We start from the raw sequence: 13,237 nt of genomic DNA on the forward strand, positions 1-13,237 counted from the left end.
CACCGCAAAGCACGTCATCCGTGCCGTGTCGGCTACGGAGACTTCGGCGTCGCGGCCAGCAGCGCGCCGAGACCGGAGGCCTGGGTGCGCCAGTCGCGCGCGTTCGGGGTGCCGCCGGCCCAGCGCTGCCCGATCCGGTTCAGGCTGTCCCGGTCGTACTGCCAGATCGAATCGACCTGCCGCTGGGCGTAGGTGCGGTACGCGGCAACGCCGGAGGCGTCGGCCAGATCCATCAGATACCGCATGAAGATGCCCTTGAACTGCTTCTGGTTGTCGTCGCAGCTGTTGGCCGGGTCGCAGGACTCGGTGAGGATGCCCGAGCGGGTCAGCACCGCCGAGTTCATCGCGGCGTCGGCGAGCTGCCGCGCCTGGGTCAGCAGCGACGCGTTGCCGGTGGCCCGCCACAGCTCGACCGCCCCGCCGATCGCCAACCCCTGGTTGTACGTCCACACGGTCTGCCCGTTGTTCGCGCAGCCCCCGGTGATCCCGTCGTTGACCAGCCCCGAGCCGTTGATCATGCCGCTCGCGCGGAACCAGTTCCAGCCCGCGTTCGCCCGGCCGAGCCACAGCGTGTCGCCGGCGATGCGGTTGTGCAGCGCCGCGGTGAGCCGGACGTACAGCCCGATGGTGACCGCGTTCTTGTACGTGCGCTCGCGGTTCCACCAGACCCCGCCGCCGCAGACCCCGTCCCAGTACGAGTGCATGTAGTTCGCGATGGTCACGGCCGTGTTCAGGAACTTGGCGTCGCGGGTGACGTCGTACGCCTGCACCCAGGCCAGCGCCCACCAGCCGGTGTCGTCGATCGCGCGGCTGATGAAGTTGCCCTCGATCGCGTCGCCGCTCTTCTGCCCCGCCGGCATCACGCCCTTGTTCAGCTCGTACGTCCGGTCGATCAGCCACCGGTAGTCGCTGCGGCCGGTGCGCGCCGACCAGTCCCCCAGCGCGGTGACCGCGACCGCCGAGTTCCACCAGCTCGACGGCCACCACGCGGTGTCCGTGCGGTACGCGAAGGCCAGCGCGTCCGCGGCGGCGGCCGGCCGGTCGGCGGCGGGCCGGGCCCAGGCGGTGCAGCTGCCGTTCGCGCCGCCGGTGGCCCGGCCGCAGGCGCGCACCGCCCCGCCGTACAGCAGCGAGCGCGGATCGCGCGTGTTGACCATGGTCGTGCGCACCGAGCCCGCCCCGGCCGGGACGCTGACCCGCCCCAGCGACGAGCCGCCGGGCCAGGACGCGCCCTCGTCCCACGAGCGGTCCAGCCACACCTCGTCGCCGGCCGTGCCCGAGCCGAGCGTGGCCCAGGCCAGGCCGCGGTTGTCGATGTGCAGGTCGATGCGGCGGTTGCTGATCGTGGTCCCGGGCACCGGCTGGTTGTCGCCGACCGCGCCGGCCGGGTCCGCCCCGTCGCAGACGGCGTCGCACACCTTGACGTACACCCAGGCGGTGCAGGTGACCCCGCCCGCGTTGCCGCAGGCGCGGACCATGCCACGCCGGTGCGCGGCGGGGTCGGCGAGGTTGTACATCAGGGTGCGGGTGCCGGTCCAGGCCGACGGGATGCTCGCCCGGCCGAGCAGGCCGTCCCAGGTGGAGCCGTCGGTCCAGCTGCGGTCCAGCCACACGGAGTCGCCCACGACGCCGTTGTCGATGCTGCCCCAGGCCATCCGGTCGGCGTCGGAGACGTGCAGGACCAGCCGCCGCCCGTTGAGGTTGACCTCGGGCACGGGGAAGGTCTCCTGGCGGGCCAGGGACGGATCGCGGGTGTCGCAGTACAGCGCGCACACCGCCGGGGCCGCGCTCGCCGGGGTCGCGACCACCGTGCCCGCCGCTGCCACCAGCAGCACCGTCATGAGGACTGTCAGCTTGCGCATCGGTTCCACCTCGCTCCGGCGACCCGGCCGGAGATCTCACGAGTCCCGGCACGCACGAACAGATTCACGTTGGTATCTGTCGATATCTGTCGATCGAAGTTAACAAACCTAACCGTTGACTGTCCATGAAACGCGCGTGCCACCACGGGCGAACGCAACCAGCGCTGGGGCCAAGACGTCTCACCCTTCGACGACCGACTCCGGAGGCGACCATGCACGCAGATCATCCCGACACCGCCACCGCCACCGCCACCCGGCGCGCGTTGCTGCTGGGGCTGGCCGCGGCGGCCGCGCTGCCGCTGGTCGGCTGTGCCGGCGACGACGGGCCGGAGCTGGTCACCGCCGCGGACGTGGACCGGGTCGCGCCGCCGGCCGACGCCCCGGTCGCGACCTCCGTCGACGGTGTCGCCGCCTTCGGCCACCGCCTGATGCAGGCGGCCGCCGAACCCGGGGCCAACTTCGTCGCCTCGCCGCTGAGCATCGCGCTCGCCTTCTCGATGGTGCGCGTCGGCGCGGGCAGCACGACCGCGAAGGAGCTCGACGCCGCCTTCGGCTTCCCGGCGCAGGGACGCGACGAGGCGTACAACGCGATCAGCGGGCAGCTCGCCACCGTGGACATCCCGCCGAAGCCGAAGAAAGGCCCGCGCGACCCGAGCGCCAAGCGCACCCCACCGGTGGTGAGCATCGGCAACGCCCTGTTCCCCCAGCAGGGCTTCCAGGTCGGCGAAGCCTTCCTCCGCACGCTGGCCGAGCAGTACGCCGCGGGCGTCCGCCCGGTCGACTTCGGCGGCGACGCCGCCGACCAGATCAACACGTGGGTGGACCGCCAGACCGCGGGCCGGATCGCGAAGGTGTTCGACAGCCTGCCGGCGACCACGAAACTGGTGCTGGCCAACACCGTCTACTTCAAGGCGGACTGGCACAGCTACTTCCTCGACGTGGCCGACGCCGCCTTCACCAAGGCCGACGGGACGGTCGTCCGCACCCCGACGATGCGCAACGGCCTGCGCATCCGGTATGCCGAGACCGCCGGCATCGCCGCGATCGAACTGCCCTACGCCGAAGGCCCCTACGCGATGTGGCTGATGCTCCCGCCGTCGGGAGGAAAGCCGGAGGACGCGCTGGCGCACCAGGTGCTGGCCCGGTTGCGCGACTCGTTCACCGAGCTGCAGGTCGACGTCGCCGTCCCCAAATGGGACTTCGACTTCTCCATCGACCTCCGCACGACCCTGGCCAAGCTCGGCGTGAGCGCCGCGTTCGACGCCGGCGCCGACTTCGACGGCATCGCACCCGGGCTGTTCATCTCCGCCGCGGTGCACAAGGCGAACATCACCGTCGACGAGTACGGGACCGAGGCCGCCGCCGTCACGGGCTTGGCCATGGCGATGAGCGGCCCTCCGCCCACGCAGGCGACGTTCGTCGCCGACCGGCCGTTCGCGTTCGCCGTCGTCGGCGGCAAGGACCGCGTCCCGCTGTTCATCGGCCGGGTCAGCGACCCGTCGGCCAAGCGATCGAGCTGACGCCGCCCTCAGAACCAGTGCAGGCAGTGCGGGGTGCGCTCGGCGCGGAACAGGGCGTCGGCGAGCCTGACCGCGTCCGCGTCGTGGGCCTGGATGTGGCCGGCTCGCACGAGCGAGCTGGGCGCGGTGCCGCCGAGGTAGACCGAGCCCAGGTCGCGCACGCCCAGGGACAGGTCGGGCGCGCGGTCCGTCGGGACGCAGTCGGCCTTGCCGTCCCGGACGGTCAGCAGGTAGCGGCCGTGCTCGCCGAGGAACGGGTCGGCGACGCCGAGGACCAGCTCGCCGTCGGTGAACCAGCCCCGCGCGGTCAGGGCGCGCGGGATGTCCAGCAGCCGCACCCAGAGCCAGTCGGTGTCGTTGCCGACCTCGGCGGCACGGTAGTCCGCGAGCTGCCAGCGCAGCGGGTGCTCGGGCGGGAAGTGCTTGAACACGACCTTGGTGGTCAGGTCGTGTCCGAGCACGAACCGGGCCAGGGCCGTGAAGACGGCATCGTCGGCGGCGATGGTCTCGTCGACCGTCAGGACGCCGCCCTCGCCGAGCGCGTAGCTGGCGTACCCGTCCGGCACCCCGTCGGGGGCACGGTGCACGGCGACGTAGCGCGGGGTCGCGGCGATCGGGGGCTGACCCGCGCGCAGCTCCCACCAGCGGTGCGGGCGGGACAGCGCGCCGGGCAGCGTACGGCGGTACCGGTCGTAGACCTCTTCCAGGATCTCGGCGCAGTCGGCGCTGCGCAGCAGCTCGACGGAACCGGTCGCCGTGGCGGCGGGCGCCCGGGGCGGGACGAAGGCGGCCTGGTGGCGTTGCACCGTCAGCCGTTTCGTGTACGTCGCCGGTCCGTAGCCGAAGCGGCCGTAGATCGGGGCCTCGGAGGCCAGCAGCACGGCGAGGAACTCCCCGCGGGCCCGCAGCTCGGCGAGCTGGCGCCGCATCATCGCGCTGAGCACGCCCTGGCGGCGGTGCGTGGGCAGGACGCCGACGAAGGTCACCCCGGCGGCCGGGGCGATGATCTCACCGGGCAGGGTGAGCTCGAAGGAGTACGCGCCGGCGGTGCCGACGGGCCGCCCGTCCGCCGTCACGGCGAGCAGGTTGCGGTCCATCTCGAGAGCCGACCACCACACCCCGCGGCCCTCGGTCGGGGTGTCGGGGAAGCGCCCGAACGCGGCGTGGAGGGTGTCGACGAAGACGTCGAGGTCCTGGTCGGTCGTAGGACGGATCTCCATGGTGCCGCCGCCTTCCTGGGTGCCGGTGCCACGTCTCGTGGTGCCGCGCCACAGTGCGGCCTCGGCCCGTGGCCGGGCAAGTGAATCACCGCCGGGCGCGGCGAATCCGACATAGTGTGGACGAACCTGACACAGGGAGGGCGGCCACCCCGATGAGCTTCAGCGACGAGGTGCGCGCGGCCTTCCGGCGCGGCGAGACCGATGCCGTGGTGCGCATGAGCCAGGCCGAGATCGTCAGGGCGCAGGCGGCCGCGGACCTGGCCGGTGAGGTGGAGGCCAGGTATGCCCTGGCGCGGGTGGCCATCCGCGGCGGCGATCTGGCGGGCGGCGAGGTCCGGGCCCGCGAGGCGCTCGCGGTCGCGCTGCGCTCCGGGGACCGCGCCCTGGAGGAGCGGCCGAGGCACGTGCTGGCGGCGGTGGCGCGGATGTCGGGCGACCTGGCCCGCGCCCGGGACCTGTACCGGGAGAACATCGCGCTCAACGAGACCCTGGGCCGGCCCGAGGTCGTCAACTCGGAGTACCACAATCTCGCGTTCTGCGAGCTGGGGCTCGGCGATATCGATACGGCGAGAAGGCTGTTCGCGGCGGGCCGGGAGCGGGTCTTCCGGCACGGCTGGGCGGAGTTCGTGCCGTACGTCTGCGTGGCCGGCGTGGCGCTCGCCTCCGCCGAGGGTGATCATGCGCGGGCGGCGCTCCTGGTGGGCGTCGCGGACGCGGCGTTCGCCGCGCTCGGGCAGGTGCCCGATCCCGATGACGCGGCCGACCTGGCCAAGGCGCGGGCGGCCGCGACCGGGACGCTGGGTCCGGCCGCCTTCGCCGAGCGGTACGCGCGGGGTCAGGCGCTTGATCCGCGCGAAGCGTTCGATGACGGCGGGACCTCCGACACATGACCCAACGACGTCATACGATTACACCTCGTAAGGGAGGTGGGGTCGATGAAGGTTCTGATGGTGATCACCTCACATGATCAGCTTGGTGACACCGGCCGCAAGACGGGTTTCTGGCTCGAGGAACTCGCCGCGCCGTACTACCGCTTCCGGGACGCCGGCTGGGATGTGACGCTGGCGTCACCGCTCGGCGGACGTCCGCCGCTGGACCCGAAGAGCAACGAACCGGATTTCCAGACCGACCTGACCCGCCGGTTCGAGGCCGACGCGGCCGCGGAAGCCCAGCTCGACACCACGCTGCGCCTGGACTCGGTGTCCGCCGACGACTTCGACACCGTGTTCTACCCGGGCGGGCACGGGCCGATGTGGGACCTGGCCGAGGACCCCACGTCGATCGCGCTGATCGAGCAGGTCGTCCATTCGGGCAAGGCGATGGCGCTGGTGTGCCACGCCCCGGGCGCGCTGCGGCACACCAAGACGCCCGAGGGCACTCCCCTGGTGGCCGGCCGGAAGGTCACCGGCTTCACCGACACCGAGGAGGAGGCGGTGGGCCTGACGAAGGTCGTGCCGTTCCTGGTCGAGGACGAGCTCGTCGCCAAGGGGGCCCACTTCAGCAAGGCCGACGACTGGCAGCCGTACGTGGTGACCGACGGCCTGCTCGTCACCGGCCAGAACCCGGCGTCCTCGGGCCCGGCGGCCGACCAGCTGATCGCCCTGGTCGAGAAGATCAAGAAATAGGCGCACCGCCCCGGTCGGCACGCGCCTCGCGTGCCGACCGGGCGATGCGCCTAGCCGCCGTCCTGGGCGGGCCGCGGCGCTTCGACACCCGTCCGGCGACGCCGGACCCGGCGTCGCACCAGCCAGGTCACCGCGGCCAGGACGGCGACCGTCACGAGCGCCGCGACCTGGAAGCCGACGGGCCACGGCCCGCGGTCGGCCGGCTCGGCCGGGCGCGTGCCCAGCCCCGGCAGCAGTCCCGCGGCGACCGAGATCTCGTACGGCACGCAGCGCTGCAGGCCGAACTCACACCGGTAGGAGTCGTCGAACCGGCTCAGCACCCGGGCCGGGCTCCCGTCGAGGGGCACCGCCGACAGCGCGCCGGTGTCGGAGCCGTAGTCCCAGGCGTGGCCCAGCACCTCGGTGTCGGACAGCCAGCCCAGGAACGTCTCGGTGTCAGCGGTGCCGCGCAGCACCGACGGCTCGGCGAGGCTGACCGTACGCACCGCGCCGGACGTCCCCGAGTCGAAGATGTAGACGCGTTGGCTGTCCAGGCCCTCGGACCGCCACGGCACCACGGCCAGCAGCAGCCCCGACGGCGACCAGGCGTTGTGCACGGTGATCCCGTACCCCTGCGGCACCATCACCTCCCGCTGCCGCTGCCCGTCCAGCCCGACCAGCCAGGTCCGCAGCTCGGACTGCACCACGAGCCGCCGCCCGTCGGGGGCGAACGCGGCGGCCGACACCGGCACGATCCCGGTCCCGGTGGCCTGCCCGGTACGCAGGTCCAGCAGCATCAGCTCGCCGTGCCCGGTGGCGTACCACTCGACGTAGCGGCCGGCGTCCCGGGCCGCCTCCGCGGCGATCGGCGTCATGTCGACGATCGAGTACGCCAGGGTGTTGCCGTCCGGGGACAGCGCCAGCGGCACGACCCCGCCGGGCCGGGGCACCGGCACCTGGCGGGTCAGCCCCGTCTCCAGGTCGACGACCCGCACCTCGGCGACCTCGCGGTCGGGTTCGGACAGCACGACGGTGCGCCCGTCCGGGGACAGCAGCCACGGCTTGGTGCGCTCGGGCGCGGCGTCGAGCTGCCGGTAGACCTCGGCGTCGGCGCCCAGCACGAGCGTCTGGTAGGTGCGGAACATCTCGCTGTTGCCGTACCCGTACAGCAGCAGCGCCCGTCCGGGCGGGGCGGCGCTCACCGAACCGGTCAGCGGCGAGTATCCGGCGATCCGGTCGGGCAGGCCGGCCGCCTTGCCCGGCGACGGCCGCGCGGGTGCCGCGTCCCGGCCGCCGGCGGGCAGGAGCAGCGCTCCGGTGCCCAGCAGCAGGGCCACGACCGCGCACAGGGCGGCGGTGGCGCGACGCCGCCGGACGTCGCGCCGGGCGGCCGGCACCAAGCCCTCCAGCAGGCCGGGCGGCAGCGGCGGCTCGGGGTCGGGCGGGGCTGCGGTCAGCAGGGCCGCGATCTGCTGGTCGTCGTTCACGCCCGGCCTCCTACGTAGTTGGGCAGCAGCCGCCGCAGGGCGGTGATGGCGTACGACGTCTGGCTCTTGACCGTGCCCGGCGAGCAGCCCAGCGTCCGGGCGGTCTCCGCGACGTCCATGCCCTCCCAGTAGCGCAGCACGATCACGGCACGCTGGCCCGGGGCGAGCCTGGCCAGCGCCGCCATCAGGTCGAGGCGGTCGGCGACGTCCTCGGCCGGCGCGGGCACGTCCGGCGGTTCGGGGAACGGCCTGACCCGTCGCGCCCACCAGGTCTGCCGCTGGTCGAGGAAGATGTTGACGAGCATGCGGCGCACGTAGGCGTCCGGCGAGTCGGCCTGCGCGACCCGGGTCCAGTGCCGGTACAGCCGGATCAGGGCGGACTGGGTCAGGTCGTGCGCCTCGTCCCAGTTCCCGCACAGCCGGTATGCCGTCCGGCGCAGGTCCAGCACCCGCGCTTGCGCAAACTCGGTGAACGCGTGTTCATCCTCGGCCCGCATCTGACCCCTCTCGTCCGTACCGCTGACCGGAGCAGGTCGCCGGACGGTTGTGCCGTCTGATCGTCGTATTCGCCGACGATCATCGGTCAGGCCGGTTTGACGGGCTGCCGGAGGATCGTCTTGAGCTTGGCGGGCTCCGTGCGGCGGGCGTCGCTGAGGTAGATCTCGTGGTGGTCGCCGTTGAAGGTCAGCCCGTTGTCGGGCAGGTAGCGGTGGTGCAGGCGGTCCAGGGTCGGCGCTTCGTCGTCGTAGGAGCCGACGTGCAGGATCTGCACGCTCCTTCCCTCGGTGAGGCTGATCAGCCGGACGCCGGCCAGCGCCGGGTTGTCCTTCTTCTTCGCAGCCTCGGCGACGGCCGCGCGGACCATGTCCTCGGTGATCCAGTCGGGCTGGCTGATCATCATGGTCCAGGACCAGGCCTGCTTGTCGCGGGTCACGAACGCCTGCGGGTCGTCGGCGCGCCACAGCCCTTCCAGCGGCCCGACCACGAAGTCCCGGCCGAGGCCCTTCTTGCTCGCGAACTTCAGGGTGTACGCCGTCGTGAAGAGCGCCTCGACGGCCTCGGGGTACGCCGTGGCGGTGTTCGGGTCGCCGTGGCCGTCGACCGCTATGTACCGCAGTTCGGGCACGTCCACCACGACGAAGTCCTTCGCCGAGGGGGCGTACAGCTCGCGGCGCGCCTGCTTGATGTCGTACTTGTCCATCGCGGTCTCCTTGGTCAGTGTCGCCAGCGTGGCCTCGGTCCAGCCGACGTCGGCCCGGAGCATCGCCTCGCCGTAGTCGAAAATCGCCGAGGCGGCCGTGGGCAGCGGCTCCTGTCGCACCCTGGCCGCACGGACCTCGGCCAGCTGTTCGCGCAGCGCCGCCAGCCGTCGGGTCAGCCCGCGCGCGACGTCCCCGTCCGGCAGACCCGGGCTGTTCGCCATGCCGATCAGGACGCGGGAGCGCACCGGCGTCAGCGTGGCCAGCGCGTCTTCGGTCGCGGCGGCGCACAGGCCATGGCCCGCCGCGGTCACCCGGTAGGTGGCACGCGACTTCGCCGACCGCCTTTCGCCGGCCGGAGTCGCGGCCGCCTCGATCAGGCCACGGGCGGCGAGTTTGTCGAGCAGGTAGTAGATGGACGAGAACGCGAGCGCCGTCCAGTTGCGCATACCCCGTTCCTCGATGACCCGTTCCAGCTCGTACCCGTGGCGCGGCTGTTCGAGCAACAGCCCCAGCACAGTCAGCTCGGCATCGGTCAGCGTCGGTTCCACAGCGATATTCTAGCGCTAGAATAATCGGGCCGGCCGGGGACCTGTCAGCGGCAGTTGATCTGCATGGTGCGCACGAGCACCGGTTCGGTGCCCGCTCCGGGCACGGCCTCGGGGTAGACGCGGATCTCCAGCTCGCCGTCCAGGTCATCCAGCTCGTCGGCGCATTCGCCGAGGAACCGGTCCACGAACTCGTCCACCGGACCCGTCGCCAGCCACTCGTTCGGCACCTGGCGCGGCCCGCCCGGCCCCATCGGCTCGAACGACGGGGTGCCCGCCCGCCGGAAACGCAGCTCGTACCAGTGGTTCTGCCAATACGGCCGCCCCGCGTGCATCGCACCGTTATACCAGCGCGCCGGTGCGACAGCAGGCACGATCGTTTGCCGGCCGAGCGGCGGGCGCGCACCGGGACACGGCCATACCATTGCCGAATGTCCGATCTCGAGTCGCCGCTCCCCCGGCCCGATGACCGCACGGCCGGCTCCAGAACGCACGGCTGGGCCGGCGGCGCTTTCACCAACCCGGTGATCCCGGGGTTCCACCCGGACCCGAGCGTGTGCCGGGTGGGCGAGGACTACTACCTGGCCTGCTCCAGCTTCGAGTACTTCCCCGGCGTGCCGATCTTCCACAGCCGGGACCTGGTGCACTGGGCGCAGCTCGGCAACGCGCTGGACCGGCCGAGCCAGCTCGTCCTGCCGCCCGGCATGCCGTCCTCGGCGGGCGTGTACGCGCCGACCCTGCGCCACCACGACGGCCGCTTCTGGCTGATCACCACCAACGTCGCCCCCGGCGGCGGCAACATGCTCTTCACCGCGACCGACCCCGCCGGGCCGTGGTCCGATCCGGTCCGGCTGCCCGACGTCGGCGGCATCGACCCGGACCTCGTCTGGGACGAGCAGGGCCGCTGCTGGTGCACGGTCGCCGGGATCCAGCAGGTGCGCATCGACCCCGACACCGGCCGGACCATCGGCGAGCCGCGGCGGCTGTGGTCCGGCAAGCCAGGCGCGCAGGCCCCGGAGGCCCCGCACCTGTACCGGATCGGCGGGTTCTGGTACCTGATGATCGCCGAGGGCGGCACCGAGCGCGGGCACGCCGTGTCCATCGCGCGCGGGCCGGCCCCCGACGGGCCGTTCGAGCCCTGCCCGGACAACCCGATCCTGACCCACCGCGGCACCAACCGTCCGATCCAGAACACCGGGCACGCCGACCTGGTGCAGGCCCCCGACGGATCGTGGTGGCTGGTGCTGCTGGCGGTCCGGCCGCAGGGCGGCACCCCGGGCTGGCACGTGCTCGGGCGGGAGACCTGCCTCGCCCCGGTGAGCTGGGTCGACGGCTGGCCGGTGGTCGGCGAGCTCGCCCCGGTGATGGCCGCTCCGCCGTGGCCGGCGCACCCGGTGCCCGCCCCCGCGGTCCGGGACGACTTCGACGGCGACGGCCTGCACCCGCGGTGGATCTGGGTGCGGTCCCGGCCGGACGGGTTCCGGTCGGCCGACCGCCCCGGCTGGCTCACCCTGCGGGCGCGCGGCGCGGGCCTCGACGAGCCCGACGTGACGTTCGTGGGCCGCCGCCAGCAGCACCAGTCCTGCCGGGCGCGGACGCTGGCCGACGCCGCCGGCGGGCGCGGCGGGCTCGCGGTGCGGATCGACGAGGCCCACCACTACGAGATCGAGGTGGGCGACGGCCAGGCACGGGTCCTGGCGCGTACGTCGTCGCTGCTCTCGACGGTCGCGACCCGGGCCGTGCCGGACGGTCCGGTCCGGCTGCGGATCGACATCGTGGCCGCCGCACCCGAACGGTGGCATCCCCGCATGGAGCCGGACCTGCTGCGCCTCGGGGTCGAGGCCGCCGACGGCACGTTCGACGTGCTCGCCGAACTCGACGGCCGCTACCTGTCGACCGAGGTGGCGGGCGGCTTCACCGGCCGGGTCATCGGCATGTACGCCGCCGCCGGCGAGGTGGCGTTCGACTGGTTCGACTACGAACCGCTCTGACGCGGGGCGCGGCGGTCGCGGCGGCGCTCCAGCTCCTCGTCGTCGACGTAGGTCAGCATCGGCTGGCCGGGCACGCAGTGCATGACGACGACGAAACGGCTGGTCGCGTCGGGCAGGTTGTTGCCGTCCTGGTAGTGGATGACGTCGCCGCCCGGTTCGAAGAACGCCTCGCCCGCCCGGATGACCCGTTCGGGCTCGCCTTCGAGCTCGAAGAGCATCTCCCCTTCGATCATGTATCCGAAGATCGGGCCGGAGTGCCTGTGCGGCGGCAGTCCCTTGCCGCCGGGCGGGATCTCCACCAGCAGCGTCATCACGTCGACCGGCTGCGGGGTGGTCGGCAGCAGCCGCTGGTTGAGCATGGTGAGCACGGAGGTGCTGCGGTTGTCTGCGGGGTCCATGTCGACACACCTCTTCGCACGGTGACAGCGATGGCCGCTGAGCTGGTCCGGACCGGCCCTACCGGCATACCGGGACGAATCCATCCTCGCAAAGCACGGCCGGTCCCGTGCCCGGAACAGGTCACTCGGGCGAGGCGACCGGCCTGGCGCGGGCCGGCCCGACGCACCATCCTGACGTGATGACCACACAGACGTACGCCCGCCCGAACCTGCTCGTGCTGCGCGCACGGCGCCTGTTCGACGGCGCGGGCGGCCCGATGCTCGACGAGCCGTCCGTGGTCGTCGACGGCGGCCGAATCGTTTCGGTCGTCCGGGGCGCGGCGAACGTGCCCGCGGGCGCGGACGTCGTGGACCTGCCCTCGGCCACGCTGCTGCCCGGGCTGGTCGACTCGCATGTGCACCTGGCGTTCGACGCCACCGCCGACCCGATCGCCCGGCTGGGCGAGCGCGACGACGCGGCGGCCTACGCGGCGATGTGCACGGCGGCCCGCGCGGCCGCGGCGGGCGGCGTCACCACCGTGCGCGACCTCGGTGACCGTGGTTACCTGTCGCTGCGGGTGCGCGCGGCGGCCCGCGCCGGTGACCATACGCTGCCCGAGGTCGTGGCGGCGGGCGTGCCGATCACGACACCCGGCGGGCACTGCCACTTCCTCGGTGAGTCCGCCGCCGGCGTCGCGGACCTGCGTGCCGCGGTCCGGGCGCGCGCCGAACGCGGCGTCGACGTCATCAAGATCATGGCGAGCGGCGGCAACATCACCCCGGGCAGCCGCCCGGAGCTGGCACAGTACTCCGTGCACGAGTTGCGGGCCGTGGTCGAGCAGGCGCACGAGCTGGGACTGCGGGTCGCGGCGCACGCCCACGGCACGTCCTCGATCGTCGCGGCGACCGAGGCGGGCGTCGACAGCCTCGAACACGCCACCTTCATCAACGCCGGCTCCGTCGACGACATCCCCGACGGGCTGCTGGACACGATCGTGTCCCGCGGCATCGCGCTGAGCCTGACCTTCGGCACCCGGCCCGTCGACGGCCACGCGGTGCCGCCGAGCATCGCCACCCGGATGCCCCGGTTCGTCACCAACGCCGCCCGGATGCGCGCCGCGGGCGGCCGGATCGTGATCGGCACCGACGCGGGCATCGCCCCCGTGAAGCCGCACTTCGTACTGCGCCATGCGGTGCCGCAGCTCGCACCGCTGGGCATGGGCGGCGCGGAGGCGCTGCACGCGGTCACCGCGCGGGCGGCCGACGTGATCGGGCTGGGCCACCGCAAGGGGCGGATCGCCGTCGGCTACGACGCCGACATCCTGGCCGTCTCGGGTGACCCGGTCGCCGAGCCGGACGCGATCCACCGCCTGCAAGCCGTCTACGTCCGCGGCGTCCGGCTGCCGGGGCGCCCCCTCCGGTGAGCCCG

General features: G+C 73.0%; 12 protein-coding genes. 5 read left to right on the forward strand and 7 right to left on the reverse strand.

What is annotated here, in order from left to right; genetic code table 11:
- Positions 1 to 32: 32 nt before the first annotated feature.
- Entirely contained in the window at positions 33 to 1,862 is a 1,830-nt protein-coding gene (locus Cco03nite_RS15460; RefSeq protein ID WP_203692784.1) for a glycoside hydrolase family 76 protein, read from the reverse strand.
- A gap of 212 nt (positions 1,863 to 2,074) precedes the next feature.
- On the opposite strand from Cco03nite_RS15460, the gene Cco03nite_RS15465 reads away from it, so the two are divergent.
- On the forward strand, positions 2,075 to 3,382 hold the full coding sequence (locus Cco03nite_RS15465) for a serpin family protein (RefSeq protein WP_203692785.1): 1,308 nt from the start codon (positions 2,075 to 2,077) through the stop codon (positions 3,380 to 3,382).
- 8 nt (positions 3,383 to 3,390) lie between these two features.
- Here Cco03nite_RS15465 and Cco03nite_RS15470 read toward each other — a convergent pair whose 3' ends face one another.
- Positions 3,391 to 4,602 (reverse strand): GNAT family N-acetyltransferase, encoded by a 1,212-nt coding sequence (locus tag Cco03nite_RS15470; protein WP_203692786.1) that lies wholly within the window; start codon positions 4,600 to 4,602, stop codon positions 3,391 to 3,393.
- A 152-nt stretch (positions 4,603 to 4,754) separates the two neighbouring features.
- Here Cco03nite_RS15470 and Cco03nite_RS15475 point away from each other — a divergent pair, with 152 nt between their 5' ends.
- Positions 4,755 to 5,492 (forward strand): tetratricopeptide repeat protein, encoded by a 738-nt coding sequence (locus Cco03nite_RS15475; protein WP_203692787.1) that lies wholly within the window; start codon positions 4,755 to 4,757, stop codon positions 5,490 to 5,492.
- A gap of 45 nt (positions 5,493 to 5,537) precedes the next feature.
- Positions 5,538 to 6,227 (forward strand): type 1 glutamine amidotransferase domain-containing protein, encoded by a 690-nt coding sequence (locus tag Cco03nite_RS15480; protein ID WP_203692788.1) that lies wholly within the window; start codon positions 5,538 to 5,540, stop codon positions 6,225 to 6,227.
- Between the two features lie 50 nt (positions 6,228 to 6,277).
- Here Cco03nite_RS15480 and Cco03nite_RS15485 read toward each other — a convergent pair whose 3' ends face one another.
- The 4 genes from Cco03nite_RS15485 to Cco03nite_RS15500 form a co-directional block, all read right to left on the reverse strand.
- Positions 6,278 to 7,693 (reverse strand): WD40 repeat domain-containing protein, encoded by a 1,416-nt coding sequence (locus Cco03nite_RS15485; RefSeq protein ID WP_203692789.1) that lies wholly within the window; start codon positions 7,691 to 7,693, stop codon positions 6,278 to 6,280.
- Positions 7,690 to 8,190 (reverse strand): SigE family RNA polymerase sigma factor, encoded by a 501-nt coding sequence (locus Cco03nite_RS15490; protein ID WP_203692790.1) that lies wholly within the window; start codon positions 8,188 to 8,190, stop codon positions 7,690 to 7,692. The genes Cco03nite_RS15485 and Cco03nite_RS15490 overlap by 4 nt, the downstream gene beginning before the upstream one ends.
- 86 nt (positions 8,191 to 8,276) lie before the next feature.
- On the reverse strand, positions 8,277 to 9,443 hold the full coding sequence (locus Cco03nite_RS15495) for a GyrI-like domain-containing protein (protein WP_239167399.1): 1,167 nt from the start codon (positions 9,441 to 9,443) through the stop codon (positions 8,277 to 8,279).
- A gap of 44 nt (positions 9,444 to 9,487) precedes the next feature.
- Positions 9,488 to 9,775 (reverse strand): hypothetical protein, encoded by a 288-nt coding sequence (locus Cco03nite_RS15500; protein ID WP_203692791.1) that lies wholly within the window; start codon positions 9,773 to 9,775, stop codon positions 9,488 to 9,490.
- A 96-nt stretch (positions 9,776 to 9,871) separates the two neighbouring features.
- On the opposite strand from Cco03nite_RS15500, the gene Cco03nite_RS15505 reads away from it, so the two are divergent.
- Positions 9,872 to 11,431, forward strand: a complete 1,560-nt coding sequence (locus Cco03nite_RS15505) for a glycoside hydrolase family 43 protein (protein ID WP_203692792.1) — start codon at positions 9,872 to 9,874, stop codon at positions 11,429 to 11,431.
- Here Cco03nite_RS15505 and Cco03nite_RS15510 read toward each other — a convergent pair.
- Positions 11,416 to 11,829 (reverse strand): cupin domain-containing protein, encoded by a 414-nt coding sequence (locus Cco03nite_RS15510; protein WP_203692793.1) that lies wholly within the window; start codon positions 11,827 to 11,829, stop codon positions 11,416 to 11,418. The two genes, Cco03nite_RS15505 and Cco03nite_RS15510, sit on opposite strands and share 16 nt — an antisense overlap.
- 179 nt (positions 11,830 to 12,008) lie before the next feature.
- Between Cco03nite_RS15510 and Cco03nite_RS15515 the strand changes: the two genes are divergently transcribed.
- A complete protein-coding gene (locus tag Cco03nite_RS15515) occupies positions 12,009 to 13,232 on the forward strand; it encodes an amidohydrolase family protein (protein ID WP_203692794.1) in 1,224 nt (407 codons plus the stop codon).
- Positions 13,233 to 13,237: the final 5 nt, after the last annotated feature.

Origin of the sequence: Catellatospora coxensis (assembly GCF_016862635.1) — a bacterium.
Classification (GTDB): domain Bacteria; phylum Actinomycetota; class Actinomycetes; order Mycobacteriales; family Micromonosporaceae; genus Catellatospora; species Catellatospora coxensis.

Bases quoted from the DNA above. Each gene is read 5' to 3' on its own strand.
- Cco03nite_RS15460 (WP_203692784.1), bottom strand. From the start codon at position 1,862: ATGCGCAAGCTGACAGTCCTCATGACGGTGCTGCTGGTGGCAGCGGCG.
- Cco03nite_RS15465 (WP_203692785.1), top strand. From the start codon at position 2,075: ATGCACGCAGATCATCCCGACACCGCCACCGCCACCGCCACCCGGCGC.
- Cco03nite_RS15470 (WP_203692786.1), bottom strand. From the start codon at position 4,602: ATGGAGATCCGTCCTACGACCGACCAGGACCTCGACGTCTTCGTCGAC.
- Cco03nite_RS15475 (WP_203692787.1), top strand. From the start codon at position 4,755: ATGAGCTTCAGCGACGAGGTGCGCGCGGCCTTCCGGCGCGGCGAGACC.
- Cco03nite_RS15480 (WP_203692788.1), top strand. From the start codon at position 5,538: ATGAAGGTTCTGATGGTGATCACCTCACATGATCAGCTTGGTGACACC.
- Cco03nite_RS15490 (WP_203692790.1), bottom strand. From the start codon at position 8,190: ATGCGGGCCGAGGATGAACACGCGTTCACCGAGTTTGCGCAAGCGCGG.
- Cco03nite_RS15500 (WP_203692791.1), bottom strand. From the start codon at position 9,775: ATGCACGCGGGGCGGCCGTATTGGCAGAACCACTGGTACGAGCTGCGT.
- Cco03nite_RS15505 (WP_203692792.1), top strand. From the start codon at position 9,872: ATGTCCGATCTCGAGTCGCCGCTCCCCCGGCCCGATGACCGCACGGCC.
- Cco03nite_RS15510 (WP_203692793.1), bottom strand. From the start codon at position 11,829: ATGGACCCCGCAGACAACCGCAGCACCTCCGTGCTCACCATGCTCAAC.
- Cco03nite_RS15515 (WP_203692794.1), top strand. From the start codon at position 12,009: ATGACCACACAGACGTACGCCCGCCCGAACCTGCTCGTGCTGCGCGCA.